At 65.9% G+C, this 17,828-nt stretch carries 15 protein-coding genes; 7 read left to right on the forward strand and 8 right to left on the reverse strand.

The window, feature by feature from the left end:
- Positions 1–2: 2 nt before the first annotated feature.
- Genes hisH through hisB form a run of 3 tightly spaced genes read right to left on the reverse strand, consistent with a single transcriptional unit; the run spans position 3 to position 1,763 of the window.
- Positions 3–653 carry an imidazole glycerol phosphate synthase subunit HisH gene (hisH, locus tag EO99_RS0105650; RefSeq protein WP_029617673.1) on the reverse strand — a complete coding sequence of 217 codons (651 nt, stop codon included), beginning with the start codon at positions 651–653 and terminating at the stop codon, positions 3–5.
- A complete protein-coding gene (locus EO99_RS0105655; RefSeq protein WP_029617674.1) occupies positions 653–1,138 on the reverse strand; it encodes a DUF2628 domain-containing protein in 486 nt (161 codons plus the stop codon). Before EO99_RS0105655 ends, hisH begins: the two co-directional genes overlap by 1 nt.
- Positions 1,139–1,154: 16 nt before the next feature.
- Positions 1,155–1,763 (reverse strand): imidazoleglycerol-phosphate dehydratase HisB, encoded by a 609-nt coding sequence (gene hisB, locus EO99_RS0105660; protein ID WP_029617675.1) that lies wholly within the window; start codon positions 1,761–1,763, stop codon positions 1,155–1,157.
- 186 nt (positions 1,764–1,949) lie between these two features.
- On the opposite strand from hisB, the gene hslV reads away from it, so the two are divergent.
- From hslV to EO99_RS0105690, 6 genes are all read left to right on the forward strand, one after another.
- Positions 1,950–2,474, forward strand: a complete 525-nt coding sequence (gene hslV / locus EO99_RS0105665; RefSeq protein ID WP_029617676.1) for an ATP-dependent protease subunit HslV — start codon at positions 1,950–1,952, stop codon at positions 2,472–2,474.
- A gap of 70 nt (positions 2,475–2,544) precedes the next feature.
- Positions 2,545–3,852, forward strand: coding sequence for an ATP-dependent protease ATPase subunit HslU (gene hslU, locus EO99_RS0105670; protein ID WP_029617677.1), 1,308 nt, complete (start codon positions 2,545–2,547; stop codon positions 3,850–3,852).
- 190 nt (positions 3,853–4,042) lie between these two features.
- On the forward strand, positions 4,043–4,972 hold the full coding sequence (locus EO99_RS0105675; RefSeq protein ID WP_029617678.1) for a DUF1402 family protein: 930 nt from the start codon (positions 4,043–4,045) through the stop codon (positions 4,970–4,972).
- Positions 4,973–5,018: 46 nt separating this feature from the next.
- Positions 5,019–6,458: a cytochrome P450 gene (locus EO99_RS0105680; protein WP_029617679.1), complete on the forward strand. Its 1,440-nt coding sequence runs from the start codon at positions 5,019–5,021 to the stop codon at positions 6,456–6,458.
- Positions 6,459–6,487: 29 nt separating this feature from the next.
- Complete coding sequence (locus EO99_RS0105685) at positions 6,488–8,521, forward strand: hydantoinase/oxoprolinase N-terminal domain-containing protein (RefSeq protein WP_051679704.1); 2,034 nt, start codon at positions 6,488–6,490, stop codon at positions 8,519–8,521.
- A gap of 63 nt (positions 8,522–8,584) precedes the next feature.
- Positions 8,585–10,756, forward strand: a complete 2,172-nt coding sequence (locus EO99_RS0105690) for a malate synthase G (protein ID WP_029617681.1) — start codon at positions 8,585–8,587, stop codon at positions 10,754–10,756.
- A 59-nt stretch (positions 10,757–10,815) separates the two neighbouring features.
- Here the strand turns inward: EO99_RS0105690 and EO99_RS0105695 are convergent, their stop codons facing one another.
- Complete coding sequence (locus tag EO99_RS0105695) at positions 10,816–11,478, reverse strand: L,D-transpeptidase (protein WP_029617682.1); 663 nt, start codon at positions 11,476–11,478, stop codon at positions 10,816–10,818.
- A gap of 179 nt (positions 11,479–11,657) precedes the next feature.
- Here EO99_RS0105695 and EO99_RS0105700 point away from each other — a divergent pair, with 179 nt between their 5' ends.
- Complete coding sequence (locus tag EO99_RS0105700) at positions 11,658–12,146, forward strand: MmcB family DNA repair protein (RefSeq protein WP_029617683.1); 489 nt, start codon at positions 11,658–11,660, stop codon at positions 12,144–12,146.
- Position 12,147: 1 nt separating this feature from the next.
- Here the strand turns inward: EO99_RS0105700 and EO99_RS0105705 are convergent, their stop codons facing one another.
- The 4 genes from EO99_RS0105705 to lhpI form a co-directional block, all read right to left on the reverse strand.
- Positions 12,148–12,723 (reverse strand): ActR/PrrA/RegA family redox response regulator transcription factor, encoded by a 576-nt coding sequence (locus tag EO99_RS0105705; RefSeq protein ID WP_051679705.1) that lies wholly within the window; start codon positions 12,721–12,723, stop codon positions 12,148–12,150.
- Positions 12,724–12,796: 73 nt separating this feature from the next.
- On the reverse strand, positions 12,797–14,143 hold the full coding sequence (locus EO99_RS0105710; RefSeq protein ID WP_029617685.1) for an ActS/PrrB/RegB family redox-sensitive histidine kinase: 1,347 nt from the start codon (positions 14,141–14,143) through the stop codon (positions 12,797–12,799).
- A gap of 49 nt (positions 14,144–14,192) precedes the next feature.
- Positions 14,193–16,679: an ATP-dependent helicase HrpB gene (hrpB, locus tag EO99_RS0105715; protein ID WP_029617686.1), complete on the reverse strand. Its 2,487-nt coding sequence runs from the start codon at positions 16,677–16,679 to the stop codon at positions 14,193–14,195.
- Positions 16,679–17,632, reverse strand: coding sequence for a bifunctional Delta(1)-pyrroline-2-carboxylate/Delta(1)-piperideine-2-carboxylate reductase (gene lhpI, locus EO99_RS0105720; protein ID WP_029617687.1), 954 nt, complete (start codon positions 17,630–17,632; stop codon positions 16,679–16,681). Before lhpI ends, hrpB begins: the two co-directional genes overlap by 1 nt.
- Between the last annotated feature and the right edge of the window lie 196 nt (positions 17,633–17,828).

Below are 17,828 nucleotides of genomic sequence, written 5' to 3' on the forward strand. Positions count from 1 at the left end.
GTTTACGGCTTCCAGCGCAGGAAATTGGCGATCAGGGCGAGACCAAGCGTCTGGCTCTTTTCCGGATGGAACTGCGAGCCGGCCATGTTGTCGCGCCCGACGAAGGCCGTCATCGGACCGCCGTAGTCGGTGGTGGCAATGACCTCTGCCGGATTGCTCGCCGCCAGGTGATAGGAGTGCACGAAATAGGCGTGCAGGCCGTCTTCGCCCGTGGGGATGCCGTCAAATAGCGGGTGAGGGTGCTTCAGGTCGAGGGTATTCCAGCCGATCTGCGGGATCTTGAGCGTCGGATCGGCGGGCTCCATTTCCTTCACGTCGCCCTGGATCCAGCCGAGCCCCTCGGTGACCGTCTTCTCCAGCCCGCGCGACGACATCAGCTGCATGCCGACGCAGATCCCCAGGAAGGGACGGGCTTTCGCTTCGACGGCCTCGACAAGCGCCTCATACATGCCCGGGACCGCGTCCAGTCCGGCGCGGCAGTCGGCGTAGGCGCCGACGCCCGGCAGCACGATCCGGTCGGCACTCGCCACCGCATCGGCCTTGTCCGTCAGGTCGATGTCGGCATCGATCCCCGCTTCGCGCGCGGCGCGCTCGAATGCCTTGGTGGCGGAACGGAGATTGCCCGAACCATAGTCGATGATCGCGACGCGCATCAGCGTCCTCCGTGATGATCGAAGATCCCGATGCCGCCCTGATCCCATCCGGTTCCAGGTCGCGCCTCGCCTCGTCTGGCCCAATCGGGGGCCGCCGGCCGCTCGGGGATCTCCGGGGACTGCTGCCCCGAGAAATAAAGCTCTTCCGCCGTGTCCAGAGTGTCGGCCGTCAGCACGGCATCGAGCGTCCAGCCCCGGCGGATCAGCGTTTCGCTATAGAAGTGGCGACCCTCCAGCGCAACCGCAAGATTGATCGCCAGCGCGAAGAGAAAGCCGCCGACTTCGAATCCCGCGACCTGGATCAACCGGCCGGCCAGAAGCTGCAAGAGAAACACGATTGCCGCCGCGAGCCACAGACGCTTGGTGAGCAGCCAGATCCACGGAAAGACCAGCGCCAGCCAGGAGAACCGGTCGGCGAGAAAGATCGTCCGCTTGTGATCCGGGTCGGTGCCGCCCGGAGGTGTCAGAACGAGATAGCTTTTCAAGACATCTCCTTGGCCGTCAGACCAGCGTGCCCTTCGTGGAAGGAACGCGGCCGGCCTGGCGCGGGTCGATTTCGGTGGCCGTGCGCAGGCAGCGGGCAACCGCCTTGAAGCAGGTTTCGGCAATATGGTGATTGTTGGCGCCGTAGTAGTTGAAGACGTGCAGCGTGATGCCGGCGTTCTGGGCGAGGGCCTGGAAGAACTCCCGCACCAGTTCGGTGTCGAAACTGCCGATCTTGGGCGCGCTGAAATCGACGTTCCAGACGAGGAAGGGGCGTCCAGAGAGGTCGACGGCAGCCTTCGTCATCGTCTCGTCCATGGCAAGATCCAGCGAGGCATAGCGGGTGATGCCGCGGCGGTCGCCGAGCGCCTTGGAGATCGCCTGGCCGATGGCGATGCCGGTGTCCTCGACCGTGTGGTGGTCGTCGATGTGCAGGTCGCCCTGGACGTCGATCTCCATGTCGATCAGCGAGTGGCGGGAAAGCTGGTCCAGCATGTGGTCGAAGAAGCCGACGCCGGTCGAGATCCGGGCGGTACCGGTCCCGTCGAGGTTGACCGAAACCGAAACCGACGTCTCGTTGGTCTTGCGCGAGACCGAGCCTCTGCGTGCGGCGGCTGTTTCGGCCATTGTCTGCTCCATGCGATCGATCTGCGCTCCATAACAGGCAGCCAGCCAAATATCCAGCAAAAGCGCCGCCCGGAAAGCAGGCGATCTGCACCGATTTGCAATCAGCCTTGCCCCACTTACATAGGGATCAACCGAGGCAGATACGCCTCAAGGACAACGCCCCGCACAGGGGCCAACAGGTGAAGAATGACAACCATTATTACAGTCCGGAAGGGCGGCAAGGTGATCATGGCCGGCGATGGTCAGGTCAGTCTCGGCCAGACCGTCATGAAGGGAAATGCACGAAAGGTACGGCGGATCGGCAAGGGCGAGGTGATCGCAGGCTTTGCCGGAGCTACGGCGGACGCCTTCACGCTGCTCGACCGGCTGGAGAAGAAGCTCGAGCAGTACCCTGGCCAGCTGATGCGCGCCGCCGTCGAGCTCGCCAAGGACTGGCGCACCGACAAATACCTCAGGAACCTCGAGGCGATGATGCTGGTCGCCGACAAGACCATCACGCTCGCCATCACCGGGAACGGCGATGTGCTGGAGCCGGAGCATGGCACGATCGCGATCGGATCGGGTGGAAACTACGCCTATGCCGCCGCCCGCGCGCTGATGGACAGCGACAAGTCCGCCGAGGAGATCGCCCGCACGTCGCTCGATATTGCCGCCGAGATCTGCGTCTACACCAACCACAATCTCGTGGTCGAGACGCTCGACGCCGAATAGCAACAACAGGAACGGGTTCGACCGGCCGGGCTTCAGGAGCCGGCCGGGCAGGGACGCCGAAGAGGAAGACATGACGACATTTTCACCCAGAGAGATCGTCTCCGAGCTCGACCGGCACATCATCGGTCAGCATGACGCCAAGCGCGCCGTGGCAATTGCCTTGCGCAACCGCTGGCGCCGCCAGCAGCTCGACGAGAGCCTGCGCGACGAGGTGATGCCGAAGAACATTCTGATGATCGGGCCGACGGGCGTCGGCAAGACCGAGATCTCCCGCCGGCTGGCGAAGCTCGCCGGCGCGCCGTTCATCAAGGTCGAAGCCACGAAATTCACCGAGGTCGGCTATGTCGGCCGGGATGTCGAGCAGATCATCCGCGACCTTGTCGAAGTCGGGATCGGCCTGGTTCGCGACAAGAAGCGTGCAGAGGTCCAGGCCAAGGCGCATATGAGTGCCGAGGAGCGGGTTCTGGATGCGCTCGTCGGCGCGACGGCCTCCCCTGCAACGCGCGAATCCTTCCGCAAGAAGCTCCGCAACGGGGAAATGGACGACAAGGAAATCGAGGTCGAGGTTGCCGACAGCAGCTCGGGCATGCCCGGCTTCGATATTCCCGGCATGCCGGGTGGCAACATCGGCGTCCTGAATCTCTCGGAAATGTTCGGCAAGGCCATGGGCGGCCGCACCAAGAAGGTCCGCACCACCGTCGCAAAGTCCTACGGCGACCTGATCCGGGACGAATCGGACAAGTTGATCGACAACGAGGTCATCCAGCGCGAGGCCGTTCGGTCCGTTGAGAACGATGGCATCGTCTTCCTCGACGAGATCGACAAGATCGCCGCCCGCGACGGCGGCCTCGGTGCCGGCGTATCGCGCGAGGGCGTCCAGCGCGATCTCCTGCCGCTGGTCGAAGGAACGACGGTGGCGACGAAGTACGGCCCGGTGAAGACGGACCACATCCTCTTCATCGCCTCCGGCGCCTTCCATGTCTCCAAGCCTTCGGATCTCCTGCCGGAACTGCAGGGCCGTCTGCCGATCCGCGTCGAACTGCTTCCGCTGACCAAGGAGGACTTCCGTCGGATCCTCACCGAAACAGAGGCGAGCCTGATCCGTCAGTACAAGGCGCTGATGGAGACGGAGCAGCTTGCTCTCGACTTCACGGAGGATGCGATCGACGCGCTTGCGGATGTCGCCGTGCACCTCAATTCCTCCGTGGAAAACATCGGGGCCCGCCGCCTGCAGACCGTGATGGAGCGTGTGCTGGACGAGATATCCTTCAACGCGCCCGATCGCGGCGGCACGGCCGCGACGATCGACGCGGACTATGTGCGCGAGCACGTCGGTGACCTGGCGGCCGACACCGACCTGTCGCGCTACATTCTCTGACGCGTGGCGGCAAAGCAACGCTTTGCAAGGACTTGCTGATGTTGACGGCAATTTGATGCAAGGTGCCTCGACAGGATGCCTCCCTTTCCCCTAAGGGAGGCATCAATTCGCTCGTGGCGGATGTCAGGTCGCAGCCGGTGTTCTTGAGCGCGCCCCTCTTCATCCTCGCACGGTTTGCAGGTCCGACATCTTGAAGCGACTTCTTCTGGCATTTCTTCTGGCGATGAGCAGCGTAGCTGCAGCAGACGCCGCAGGTCTGCGCGCCGTTCCGGAAGGCAACCGCCATGTGGAGCAGCCACGGGTGCCGGGGGCGTCGGTGCGGCGAACCCGTGCCGGACGCACGACCTTCGACGACAAATACGACAAGATCCGCGATCTTCTGGCGACGGACAAGGCGTTGATCGGCAAGATCAAGGCGACCGCTGCGGACTACCGGATCGACCCCATTCACATGATCGGCGCGATTGTCGGCGAGCACACCTACAATGTGGATGCCTACGATCGGCTGCAGTCCTACTACATCAAGGCCGCGGCCTATGCCGGGGACCGGTTCCGGTTCGGCCATGGGGACCAGACGATCAGCGCCTTCGTCGCCCGCCCCGAGTTCTCCCGCTGCGACCCAGAGGCTGATTCCTACTCCCTCTGGACATGCCGCGAAGGCGTCTGGGAGAAAAGCTTCCGGGGACGGTCCGTGGATGGGATCTCCTACCCCGACAACCGGTTCAGTGCCGTCTTCTTCCAGCCCTTCTACGCCGGCCAGACCTTCGGACTGGGTCAGGTCAATCCGCTGACGGCGCTGATGCTCTCGGACATGGTCGCCAAGACCTCCGGCTACGAGAGGCTCGACGAGAACGATGCGGCCGGCGTCTACGAAGCCATCATGGATCCCGACCGGTCGCTTGCCTACATGGCGGCGGCCATCCGCAGGTCGATCGACGACTATGCCCGCATTGCCGGAGTGGACATTTCCACCAACCCTGGCGTCACGGCCACCCTCTACAACACCGGCGGCTCCGCGGAACGCGCCGTCGCGCTCCGCTCACGGGGCGGCCTGCCCGAAGAGAACTACTACGGCTGGCTGGTCAATGATAAGCTCCCCGAGTTGAAATCGCTGCTCTGAGTCCTGATATCTCCGGTTCAGGAAACCAGCATCAGGAGGGCCGTCGATGGACATGCGCCCCGAGCCGTTCGTCCCGCCCGCTCCCATCCCGCGCACCGTGCCGCCCTCGCGGCTGGAAATCATCCGGACCGTTCTCAACAACCCGCTCGAGCTGTGGGGGGTGCCCTCCTATACGCTCCCCTGGATCGAGACGAAGTTCTTCAGCGAGCGGACCCTGATCGTCAACGACCCCGGGCTGATCCGCCACGTGCTGGTCGACAATGCCGCAAACTACGAGATGTCCGAGATCCGGCAGTTGATCCTGCGGCCGATCTTGCGCGATGGCCTGCTGACGGCGGAGGGGCCGGTCTGGAAGCGGTCGCGCAAGGCCATGGCGCCCGTCTTCACCCCCCGGCACTCGAAGGGCTTTGCGACCCAGATGCTGCGCAAGTCCGAGGAATATGCGGAGAAATACGAAGACCTCGGCGAGGGCAAGGTCTTCGACATTTCCGTCGACATGACCGAACTCACCTTTGCGATCCTCTCCGAGACGCTGTTTTCCGGCGAGATCGTCACCGAAAGCAACGACTTCTCCGAGGATGTCGATAATCTCCTGCATCGCATGGGCCGGGTCGATCCGATGGATCTCTTGCGGGCGCCGGCATGGGTGCCGCGCGTGACGCGGATCGGCGGGCAGCGGGTGCTCGGAAAATTCCGGGAGATCGTCGCAAAGACCATGGCACGCCGCCAGGAGAAGATCCGCAGGGATCCCGAGTCGGCGCCGCAGGATTTCCTGACGCTCCTCCTGCAGCTCGCCGGACCGGACGGGCTGACCATGGAGGAGATCGAGGACAACATCCTCACCTTCATCGGCGCCGGACATGAAACCACGGCCCGCGCGCTCGCCTGGACGCTCTATTGCGTCGCCAACTCGCCGCATGTCCGCGAACGGATGGAAGCGGAGATCGACCAGGTCATGGCTTCGGGCGCCGATCCGGTCGACTGGCTGGACCAGATGCCGATGGTTCGCGCCGCCTTTGAGGAAGCCCTGCGGCTCTATCCGCCGGCGCCGTCCCTGAACCGGGCGGCAATTGCCAACGACGAATGGGAAAGCCCCGACGGAAAACGGGTCAGGATCGACGCCGGCGTGACCGTGCTGATCATGCCCTGGACGCTCCATCGTCACGAGCTCTATTGGGACAAGCCGCGGGCCTTTGTGCCGGAGCGCTTCCTGCCGGAAAACCGCGGCAGCATCAACCGCTTCCAGTATCTTCCCTTCGGCGCCGGCCCGCGCATCTGCATCGGCGCGACCTTTGCCATGCAGGAGGCGGTGATCGCGCTGGCGGTGTTGATGCGCCGTTACCGCTTCGACGTCACGCCGGAGACGAACCCCTGGCCGGTGCAGAAGCTGACGACGCAGCCCCGCAACGGTCTGCCGATGCGGGTCAGCAGGCGCGAGGGAATATCTTCCGCGGCGAATTGGTCTTTGTCGTCCATGCGATATTGATCGAATGAAAGCCTCATCGGGAAATTCGCGTGTCCTCACCATACCTTCTCGGCATCGACACCGGCGGAACCTATACCGACGCGGTCATCTTCCGGGAGCCGGAAGGCGTTGTCGCCAAGGCGAAATCGCTGACGACGCGGCATGATCTCTCGCTGGGCATCGCAGGAGCCGTTGACCGGGTGATCGCCCAGAGCGACATCCTGCCGTCGCAGATCGGACTCGTGTCGCTCTCGACGACGCTGGCCACCAATGCTCTCGTCGAAGGGCAGGGCGGCAGCGCGGCACTGGTCATGATCGGCTTCTCGCAGGAGGATCTGGCTCGCGGCGGCTTGCAGGAGGCACTGGGGCGTGATCCCGTCGTCTTCGTGCCGGGGGGGCACGACGTCCACGGCAACGAGCTTCCACTTGATCTTACGGCGCTCGAAGAAGCGGCCGCCACCCTTGCCGAACACGTATCGGCCTTTGCGGTGGCCGGTTATTTCGCAGTCCGGAATCCGGCTCACGAGGTGCGCGTGCGGGATCGTCTGCGGCAGATGACCGGCTTGCCGGTCACCTGCAGCCATGAACTGTCCTCCAGGCTCGGCGGCCCGCGCCGGGCGTTGACGACGGTCCTGAACGCCAGGCTCGTGCCGATCATCGACCGGCTGATCAATGCCTGCGAGCGCTTTCTGGACAGCCGCGGCGTGGCGGCGCCCTTGATGGTGGTGCGCGGCGACGGCGCCTTGATCTCGGCAGCCGAGGCACGGCTGCGGCCGATCGAGACGATCCTCTCCGGCCCGGCGGCAAGTCTGGTCGGCGCCCGCCATCTGACCGGCCTCGACCGCGCCGTCGTCTCCGACATCGGCGGAACCACCACCGACGTCGCCGTTCTGGAAGGCGGCCTGCCACGGCTTGCCGAAGAAGGCGCCATCGTTGGCGGACACCGCACCATGGTCGAGGCGGTTGCGCTTCGGACCTTCGGCCTCGGCGGCGATTCGGAGGTCCACATCGATGACCGTGGCCTGACGCCGTCGATCACGCTCGGGCCCCGCCGGATCCTGCCGCTCAGCCTCCTTGCCCATCACCACCGGGAGATCGTCCTCTCGGCGCTCGAAAAGCAGTTGAAGGCGCCCCGCCCCGGCCGCCACGACGCGCGCTTCGCCGTCGCAACGGGCCTCGCCTCGCCAGCGGCGCAGGGCCTCAGAGCGCAGGATCAGGCGCTGTTGCAACGTCTTGGGTCCGGGCCGGTGAGCCTTGACGCTCTGCTCCAGTCCGCATCGGAAAAGGTGCTGCTGGACGGTCTTGTCGCCCGCGGCCTTGTTCACCTCTGCGGCATCACTCCCTCCGACGCGCTGCATGTTCTGCGTCAGCAGGGCCAGTGGAATGCGGAGGCGGCGCGCATGGGCTTCGAGCTTTGCGCCCGTCGCAAAGACGGGGCCGGTCGCGCAATCGCTCCGTCAGCGGACGAACTGGCCGAGGCGGTGGTCGCACGCCTGACCCGCCAGTCAGCCGAAGCCGTGCTGGCGACGTGCCTGGCCGAGGACGGCGGCGAGCCGATCGATCCCTCGACCTCTCCTGCCGTCGACCGCGCCCTGCGGCGGACGCCCGGCATAGTCGGAATGTCGATTGCCCTCGATCGGCCGCTTGTTGGCCTGGGGGCTTCCGCAGCGCTCTATTATCCCGCCGTCGCTCGAATGCTGGGCGCGGAGTCAGTCGTTCCGGCAGACGCAGACGTGGCCAACGCCATCGGCGCGGTTGTCGGAGAGGTCCGCGCCGTCGTGAGTGTGGTGGTGAGCATCTCGGGCGAGGGAGGGTTCGTGATCTCGGGCGCCGGCGAAAACCGCTTGGCGAGTGAGGAGGCCGAGGCGATGAAGCAGGCCCGCCAGCGGGCACGCGCTACGGCTCTGGCGCGGGCCGCCGCCGCCGGCGCCGATGATGCTGTCGTCACCCTGGAGGAGCATCTGGACCGGCCTGACGTCGAGGGTTCGCCCAGGCTCCTGGAGGCCCGGATCGTGGCGACGGCGGTCGGCCGTCCTCGCGTCGCCTCACGCGACATGGGCGCCGTCAGCCCTTCGGCGCATTGACAGCGGCGGCTCTGCGCGCAAATTGGCAGGCAATAACAATCAAGGATGAGGAGGAGGCACCGGATGGCTCGCATTACCAAGAACGGCCTTGCGATCGATGAGAAGCTGCATGATTTTCTCCTGCAGGAGGCGATCCCCGGCACGGGCGTCGACGCCGAGCGTTTCTTTTCGCAGTTTGCCCAGATCGTCCATGACCTGGCGCCGAAGAACCGCACGCTGCTGGCCAAGCGCGACGAGATGCAGGAAAAGCTGGACGAATGGTATCGTCGCAATGGTGCTCCCGTGGACCTAGAGGTCTACGAAGCCTTTCTCCGCGACATCGGCTATCTCCTGCCGGAAGGTCCCGATTTCAAGGTCTCGACGGAGAACGTCGATCCCGAAATCGCCGAGATTGCCGGGCCGCAGCTCGTCGTGCCGGTGATGAACGCGCGCTATGCCCTGAATGCCGCCAATGCGCGCTGGTGCTCGCTCTACGATGCGCTCTACGGCACCGACGCCATTACGGAGGAGGGTGGCGCCGAAAAGGGCGGATCCTACAACCCTGTCCGCGGCGCAAAGGTCATCGCCTGGGTGCGGGACTTCCTCGACCAGTCGGTGCCGCTGTCGGGCGCGAGCTGGAGCGACGTGACGTCCTTCGTCGCTGCTGCCGGCACCCTCACGGCAGCCGGTCCGGAAGGACGCACCGTCGAACTCGTCGATCCGGCACAGTTCATCGGGTACACGGGCGAGGCCGCGGCGCCGGAGAGCCTGCTTCTCGGAAAGAACAACCTGCACATCGAGGTGCGGATCGATCCGTCGACGCAGATCGGCAAGGACGACCCGGCGAAGATTTCCGACGTGCGGCTCGAATCGGCGATCACCACCATCATGGACTGCGAGGATTCCGTCGCCGCCGTCGATGCCGAGGACAAGGTGCTCGTCTATCGCAACTGGCTCGGTCTGATGAAGGGGGATCTTCAGGAAGAGGTGGCCAAGGGCGGCAGGAGCTTCATCCGCAAGCTGGAACCGGACATCGCGTTTACGACGCCGCAAGGCGCGAGCGGCAGCCTGAAGGGTCGGTCGCTGATGCTGGTGCGCAATGTCGGCCACCTGATGACCAATCCGGCCATCCTCGACCAGGACGGTCGCGAGGTGCCGGAAGGCATCATGGACGCCATGGTCACCGCCCTCCTTGCGCTGCATGACATCGGGCCCGACGGGCGCCGCCAGAATTCCCGCACCGGCTCCATGTATGTGGTGAAGCCGAAGATGCACGGACCGGAGGAGGTCGCCTTCGCCTGCGAGATCTTTGCGCGCGTAGAAGAAGCGATCGGCATGCCCACCAACACCATCAAGATGGGGATCATGGACGAGGAGCGCCGCACCACGGTCAACCTCAAGGAATGCATTCGCGCCGCGCGCGAGCGTGTCGTCTTCATCAACACCGGCTTCCTTGATCGCACCGGCGACGAGATCCACACGTCGATGGAAGCGGGTCCGATGATCCGCAAGGGCGACATGAAGCAGGCCGCCTGGATCTCCGCCTACGAGAACTGGAACGTCGACATCGGCCTCGAATGCGGGCTCGCGGGCCACGCGCAGATCGGCAAGGGCATGTGGGCGATGCCTGACCTGATGGCAGCCATGCTGGAGCAGAAGATCGCCCACCCCAAGGCCGGTGCAAACACCGCCTGGGTCCCGTCGCCCACGGCGGCGACGCTGCATGCGACCCACTATCACAAGGTCAATGTCGCCGACGTCCAGGCCGGCCTGAAGACGAGGGGCCGCGCCAAGCTCTCCGACATTCTCTCCGTGCCGGTCGCATCAAGGCCGAATTGGACGCCCGAGGAGATCCAGCGGGAGCTCGACAACAATGCCCAGGGGATCCTCGGCTATGTGGTGCGCTGGATCGATCAGGGCGTCGGCTGCTCAAAGGTGCCCGACATCAACGACATCGGCCTGATGGAAGACCGCGCAACGCTGCGCATCTCGGCCCAGCACATGGCCAACTGGCTGCACCACAAGCTGATCAGCCAGGAGCAGGTCGTCGAGACGATGAAGCGGATGGCGGCGGTCGTCGATGGCCAGAATGCCGGTGATCCGCTCTACCATCCGATGGCATCGGATTTCGACGGCTCAATCGCCTTCCAGGCCGCTCTCGACCTGGTGCTGAAGGGCAGGGAGCAGCCGAACGGCTACACCGAGCCGGTCCTCCACCGGCGGCGGCTGGAGCTCAAGGCGCAGCACGCACACTGAACGACAAAGGCCGCCGGGGTGACCGGCGGCCTTTACGTTAGGTTCGCGAAGCAATCCGCTTACTGGATGACGACGACCTTGGTGTTGCGGCCCGGGCGGACGCGATTGTAGAGGTCGATGACGTCCTGGTTGATCAGCCGGATGCAGCCCGAAGAGGCTGCGGTGCCGATCGACGCCCATTCCGGCGTGCCATGCAGGCGGAACAGCGTGTCCTGGCCCTTCTCGTTGAAGAGATACATGGCGCGCGCACCAAGGGGGTTGCTGAGGCCCGGCCCCATTCCGTCCTCGACATAGCGTGCCACGTCCGGCTTGCGCTCCGCCATTTCCTTCGGCGGGTGCCAGGTCGGCCAGGCCTGCTTCCAGGCGACATAGGCCTCGCCCGACCAGGAGAAGCCCTGCTTGCCGACGCCGATCCCGTAGCGGACCGCCTTGCCGTTCGGCAGCACGTAGTAGAGGAAGCGTTCGCGGGTGTTGACGACGATCGTGCCCGGCTTCTCCTGCGTCGGATAGTCGACGATCTGGCGGTGGAACTTCTTGTCCACGCGGGTGATCGGAATGGCAGGCAATGCATAGCCGGCATCGGTGACGGAGCCGTAGGAATCGGTGAAGATCCGGGTGGTTTCGATGCGGGCGACTTCGGGGGATTCGGACGTGGTGGAGCATCCGGCCAGGGCAGCAGTTGCCAGGAGGCCGAAGGCGATCATGCTTGTGCGGATGCGCATGGAGATCTCATGAAAAGGGAAAAAGCGACGCAGGCGGGATGAGCGCCTTTAAGAGCGGGTTATTTTCGAATAAAACGGACTTGGCAAGTCGCTGTGCCCCGACCGGGCGTCGCGCCCGCACGATTGGACGCGGATCTGCCTTTTTTGCAACATCGAACACGGGATCGGCACCCGACCTCATGACACGTGTCAGCATCGCCAACAGCAATCCGCTCATCGATGGTCGCCAGTCGGCCCGCGCCATGATGGTGCGCCGCGGCCTGCAGATCCTGCTGACCGACATGCGTCATGCGACGCTGCCGGAACTCGCGCTCGCCAACGGCCGCCGCGCCGACCTCGTCACGGTATCGGAGAAGGGGGAGATCTGGATCATCGAGATCAAGACCTCGATCGAGGACTTCCGGGTCGACCGCAAGTGGCCGGATTACCGGGCCTATTGCGACCGTCTGTTCTTTGCCACCCATAAGGACGTACCGCTGGAGATCTTCCCGGAGGACTGCGGCCTCTTGCTCTCGGATGGCTACGGCGCCCATCTCATGCGCGATGCGCCGGAACACCGGCTGCCGCCGGCGACCCGCAAGGCGGTCATGCTGAATTTCGCCAGGGCGTCCGCGCATCGGCTGACGATGGCCGAATGGGCCACCGGCAGGACCTTCGACGAGATGTGATCTATTTCGGCGCCCGCTTGGCGAGGATCCGCTGCAGCGTCCGGCGGTGCATGTTGAGGCGCCGCGCCGTCTCCGACACATTGCGCTCGCACATCTCATAGACCCGCTGGATATGCTCCCAGCGCACCCGATCGGCCGACATCGGGTTTTCCGGCACGTCAGCCTTCTCCCCGGGGCGCTGCGTCAGGGCATGAAAGATATCATCCGCATCGGCGGGCTTGGCCAAATAGTCGAGGGCGCCGAGCTTCACGGCCGTGACGGCCGTGGCGATATTGCCATAGCCGGTCAGCACGATGGTCTTCGTATCCTGCCGCAGCTGGCGGATCGCCTCGATCACGTCGAGTCCGTTGCCGTCTCCCAGGCGAAGGTCGACGACGGCATATTTCGGCGGATTGGCCTTCGATTTGGCAATGCCCTCGGCAACCGATTCGGCCACGTCGACGGTAAAGCCGCGGCTTTCCATGGCGCGCGCCAGCCGTCGCAGGAAGGGGCCGTCATCGTCAACGATGAGCAGGGACCGATCCGGTCCGAGCAGATGTTCCGCAGCAGCGTCTGCGGCTCGCATTGGTGTATCCATGTCTCTTCTCCAGAAGCGTCACGGGCTCGAAAGCATCTACGTTCGGCAGACCCTCTCGGACCACATGCGCCAGCTAACCATCCTCGAGCATCGCCCGGGGCCATTCGATGCGAATACGGGCACCCGCTTCGTCGCCATCCCGATTCTCGAACCGCAATCGTGCGCCGGAGCGTTCCAGCAGCGTCTTGGCGATGAACAGGCCGAGCCCGAGCCCGCCGGCTCTTTCGACTTCCTTGGCCCTCTTTGTCATATAGGGTTCGCCGATGCGGGAAAGAATATCTGCCGAGTAGCCGGCGCCATCGTCCTCGATGACGACGACGACCCGCTCGGCATTGTGCTCGACGGTCACCGTCACCTGGCTTGCCGCGTAGTCCACCGCGTTTTCCACGAGGTTGCCGAGACCGTAGAGAATGCCGGCGTTGCGGGTGCAGACCGGTTCGCTGGCGCGGTCACCCCTCTCGACCAGCCCGATGGCAATCCCGAACTGGCGGTGCGGCGCGATTACGTCCTCGATCATCGAGGACAGCGGCAGGCGGCGCATGTGCTCCTCGCTCGCCGCCGACAGCGAGGTCAGGCGCTTCAGGATATCGCGGCAACGCTCGCTCTGGCTGCGCAGCAGCTGGACGTCCTCCCGCAGCAGCTCGTTGTCGCCGAAGTCGCGCTCCATCTCCTTGGCCACGACGCTGATCGTTGCCAGCGGCGTCCCGAGTTCGTGCGCTGCCGCCGCGGCCAGGCCATCGAGCTGCGACAGGTGCTTTTCCCGCTCGAGCACGAGTTCGGTCGCCGCCAGTGCATCCGCCAGCAGCGTCGCCTCGTTGGACACCTGATAGGCATAGAAGGCGGCAAAGCTCATCATCGAGGCGATCGAGAACCAGATGCCGAGCTGCATGACCGGCTGGACCCGCCAGATCTCTTCCGGATACCAGGGCAGCGGATAGGGCGAGAAGGCGAGCGCCGTGGTGCAGGCGAGCGCCAGCAGGAGGAGTGCAATGGAATGCCGCAGTGGCTGCGAGGCAAACGAGATGATCACCGGCACGCAGAGGAGCGGCGCGAACGGATTGGCAAGCCCACCGGTGATGAACAGCAGGCAGGCCATCTGCAGGAGATCGAAGCTGAGGAGCGCCAGCGCCGCCTTCGGCCCCAGCCGCTGCGTCGGCGGAAACCAGAGCGACAGCATCACATTGGCGAGCGCCAGGGCGCCGATCAGGAAGCCCGCCGGCAGTAGCGGCAGCGGAAAGGAGAGCGCCAGCGCCACGATCAGCACCGTCAGCGTCTGGCCGGCGACCGCCAGCCAGCGCAGCCGGACCAGCGTCTGGAGCCGGAACCGCCGGCTGGAGGACCCGAACTGTGCCTCGCGCACCGACGAGAGGCCGAGGGTTTCCGTCTGGCGGCCAGTGCCGATCGTGTCTGCCTTGTTCATGGACCGGTCCAATACAGCTCCTTGCCCCATCTCCCGAGGCGGCATTCTGTCACGTCCCGCGCGGCTTGGCACGTGTGGTGGGCAGCGCCTCGTCGGGCCGCTCCGGCCAGGGGTGCCTGGGGTAGCGTCCGCGCATCTCGGCGCGCACGTCCTTCCAGGATCCTGCCCAGAAGCCCGGCAGGTCGCGGGTCGTCTGGATCGGCCGGTGCGCCGGCGAGGTGAGTTCCAGCAGAAGCGGCAACCGTCCGCCGGCAACCGCGGGATGCGTCTTCAATCCGTAGAGTTCCTGCACCCGGATCGCCAGCACCGGCTCCTCCCCGTCGTAGCGGATCGGGTGGCGCTGGCCGGTCGGCGCCTCGAAATGGGTGGGCGCCAGCCAATCCAGGTCGCGGCGCAGGTCGTGCGGCACGAGCGAACGCAGCCCCTCGGTAAGGCTGCCGGCATCGACGGCATCGAGGCTGGAGCTGCTGCCCTGAAACGGCACGAACCAGTCTTCCAGCCGGTCGAGCAATGCGTCCTCGCTCATGTCGGGCCAGGGATCGCCGATGCTCCGCTGCAGGAAGCCGGTCCGCTGGCGCAGATGCTGGGCCTCGCGCGAAAACGGCAAAGCCGCCAGCCCAAGCTCCCGCACGCCCTCGGCCAGTGCCCGGGCGGCCGCTTCGCCGCGCGGCTTCGGCAGCGGTGTTTCCTCGAAGATGATCGCCCCGAGCCGCGTCACCCGGCGGGCGCGCACCTGGCGGCTCGCCCGGTCGAAGAAGCACTCCTCTCCTTCGACGATGAGCTCTCGCAGCTGCTCCTGCACGTCGGCCCGAGAGATGTCCGCCGCCGCAAGGATCCGGCCCTGCGCAGCGCGGCCGGTGAGGTCGGCGATCACCAGCATGCGGCTGGCGGCCAGCCGCTCCGTCTCCGGCAGCTCGGCGCCGCGCCCGTTGGCCATGACGAACCGGCCACGCCCGCCGCGCTGCAGGGCCACCCGGTCGGGATAGGCGTGCAGCAGCAGCGGCCCCGCACCGGAGACCACACCGGCATCATCTCCTCCGGGCAGGCTCCGCGAAAGTCGGGCGGCAAGCGCCCGCGCGGCGTCCGCACGGGACCCGCGTTCGGTTCGAAACCGCCGCAGCCGCTCGTCGAGATCGAGATCCTTGCCGCCGAGGCCCTGTTCGGTCAGGAGCACCGCAAGCTGGCAGGCGAGCAGGCCAAGGCCCTCGGCGGCGGCAGATATTGCCATGGCGGAAAGCCGCGGCGGCAGGGCGAGGCGCCGCATCAGGTGGCCCTTCTGCGTCAACCCGAAACGCGCATCGAGCGCACCGAGCTGGACGAGCAGGGCGCGGGCCTCCGACAGCGCCGGCGCCGGCGGCTGATCGAGAAAACGCAGCGTCGCCGGATCCTTCACGCCCCAGTGCGCCAGGTCGAGCGCCAGCTGGGACAGATCGGAGGAGAGGATCTGCGGCGGCGTGAAGGCCGGCAGCGCCGCCGTCTGTCCGGCATGCCAGAGGCGGATGGCGGTTCCCGGTTCCGTACGGCCGGCGCGCCCGGCACGTTGATCGGCGGAGGCCCGCGACACCCGGACCGTCTCCAGCCGGGTGATGGCGGTGGCGGGCTCGAACACCGGCAGCCGCTGCAACCCGCTGTCGATGACGACGCGGACGCCGTCGATGGTGATCGAGGTTTCCGCGATCGAGGTCGCTAGCACGATCTTGCGCATGCCCGCCGGTGCCGGCCGGATGGCGAGATCCTGGTCCGCCTGGCTCAGGTTACCATAGAGCGGCGCAATCAGGGTCTGCGGTCCGAACCGCCCCTCCAGGCGTTCGGCAGTGCGCAGGATTTCGCCCTGTCCCGGCAGGAAGGCAAGGATCGATCCTTCTTCGCCGCCATGTGCGGCCAGAATGGCGCTCGTCACGCTGTCTTCGATCCGCTCTCCTGCCGGCCGGTCGCGATGGCGGATCTCGACGGGAAAGCTGCGCCCCTCGCTGACGATCACCGGCGGATGGTCGAGGAGTGCTGCCACCCGCTCGACGTCGAGTGTTGCCGACATCACCAGCACCCGCAGGTCTTCCCGCAACGCCGACTGCACGTCGAGCGCCAGCGCCAGTCCGAAGTCCGCGTCGAGCGACCGCTCGTGGAATTCGTCGAAGATCACCGCCGAGATGCCGGCAAGCTCAGGTTCCTCCAGCACCATGCGCGCGAAGACACCCTCGGTTACCACCTCGATCCGGGTGCGGCCGGAAATGCGGTTGTCGAGCCGCATCCGGTAGCCGACCGTCTCGCCGACCTGTTCACCCAGCAGCGCGGCCATCCGGCCGGCCGCCGCCCGGGCCGCCAGCCGCCGCGGCTCGAGCAGGATGATCTTGCCGCTGCACCAGGGCTGGTCGAGCAGCACCAGCGGCACGATCGTCGTCTTGCCCGCGCCCGGCGGCGCCGAGAGAACCGCCCGGTTGCCGTCCGAAAGGGCCGCCATGATCTCCGGCAGCACGTCATGGACAGGAAGAACCGGGACCGGAAGAACGGGAAGGCCGCGTTCACCACCGCTTGCCATCAGGCGACGGTCTCTCGGCTGGTCTGCTCGTAGGCGAGAATGGCCCCGGCCAGATCCTCCAGCGCCGCCCCCACCGATTTGAAGAGCGTGATCTCCTCCGCCCGGCTGCGCCCCCCGTGGCGACCGCCGACGAGATCCGCGAGCTCCGCCAGGATCCCGCCTTCGTCGAGGACGCCGCTGCGCAGCGGCTGGACGATGTCGCCGCCCTCCTTGAGAGCGCCGGCGCGGGTGTCGACGAAGACGGACGCGCGGCGGATGCAGGCGTCGTCGCTTTCGCGCATGTCCGGCTTGAAGGCGCCGACGAGATCCAGATGCGTGCCCGGCCGAAGCCATTCGCCCTGAATCAAGGCCGTACTTGAAAGCGTGGCGCAGGAGATGATGTCGGCGTCCCCGGCGGCCGCAGCGAGGTCGGCGGTCGCGGTCGCGTCGAGGCCAAGCGCCCGCGCCTCGGCGGCACAGGCTTCGGCCTTGTCCGGGTCGCGGGCCCAGACTGCGAAGCGCTCGAGCGGCCGCACCGTCGCATGCGCCTGCATCAGGTTGAGCGCCAGCCGCCCGGCGCCCACCATCAGCATCGACTGCGCGTCCTCGCAGGCGAGGTAACGGGCTGCAAGCGCGGACGTCGCCGCCGTGCGCCGCGCCGTCAGCTCGCCACCGTCGACCATGGCCAGCATCTCGCCCGTCGTGCCCGACGACAGGAGATAGGTGCCGATGATCGTCGGCAGCGCCCGGCGCTGGTTGTCGGGAAAGAGGTTGAGGATCTTGACGCCCATGTACGCGCCGGGCACCCAGGCTGGCATCAGCAGCATCGTCGCAGCCGCTTCGCCAGGCACCTCCACCGCGTGGTGGTGGCGCACGGGCGTCACGCAGTCCGACGTGAACATCGTCTTGATGGCGTCGATCAACGGCGCCCAGGGAAGGGCTGCCCGCGTGTCGGCCTCGTTCAGTACCAGCATTCTGTCACTCCAGCTTCGATGGCTGGCAGACTAGCAATCCCTCCATGCCGCAGGAAGGGCCTTCTCCAATTGGGCCGGATCGCCTGCGGACACGGGGTTTACACCACGGGCAGAGCAGGGCCCATGACGCCTGATAAGGTGCGGAGGGAGAAAAATGACAGTTTCTTGAAATTTCCCCGTTGACTTGTTTTGTTGG

This window comes from Pseudorhizobium marinum (genome assembly GCF_000705355.1).
GTDB lineage: Bacteria > Pseudomonadota > Alphaproteobacteria > Rhizobiales > Rhizobiaceae > Neorhizobium > Neorhizobium pelagicum.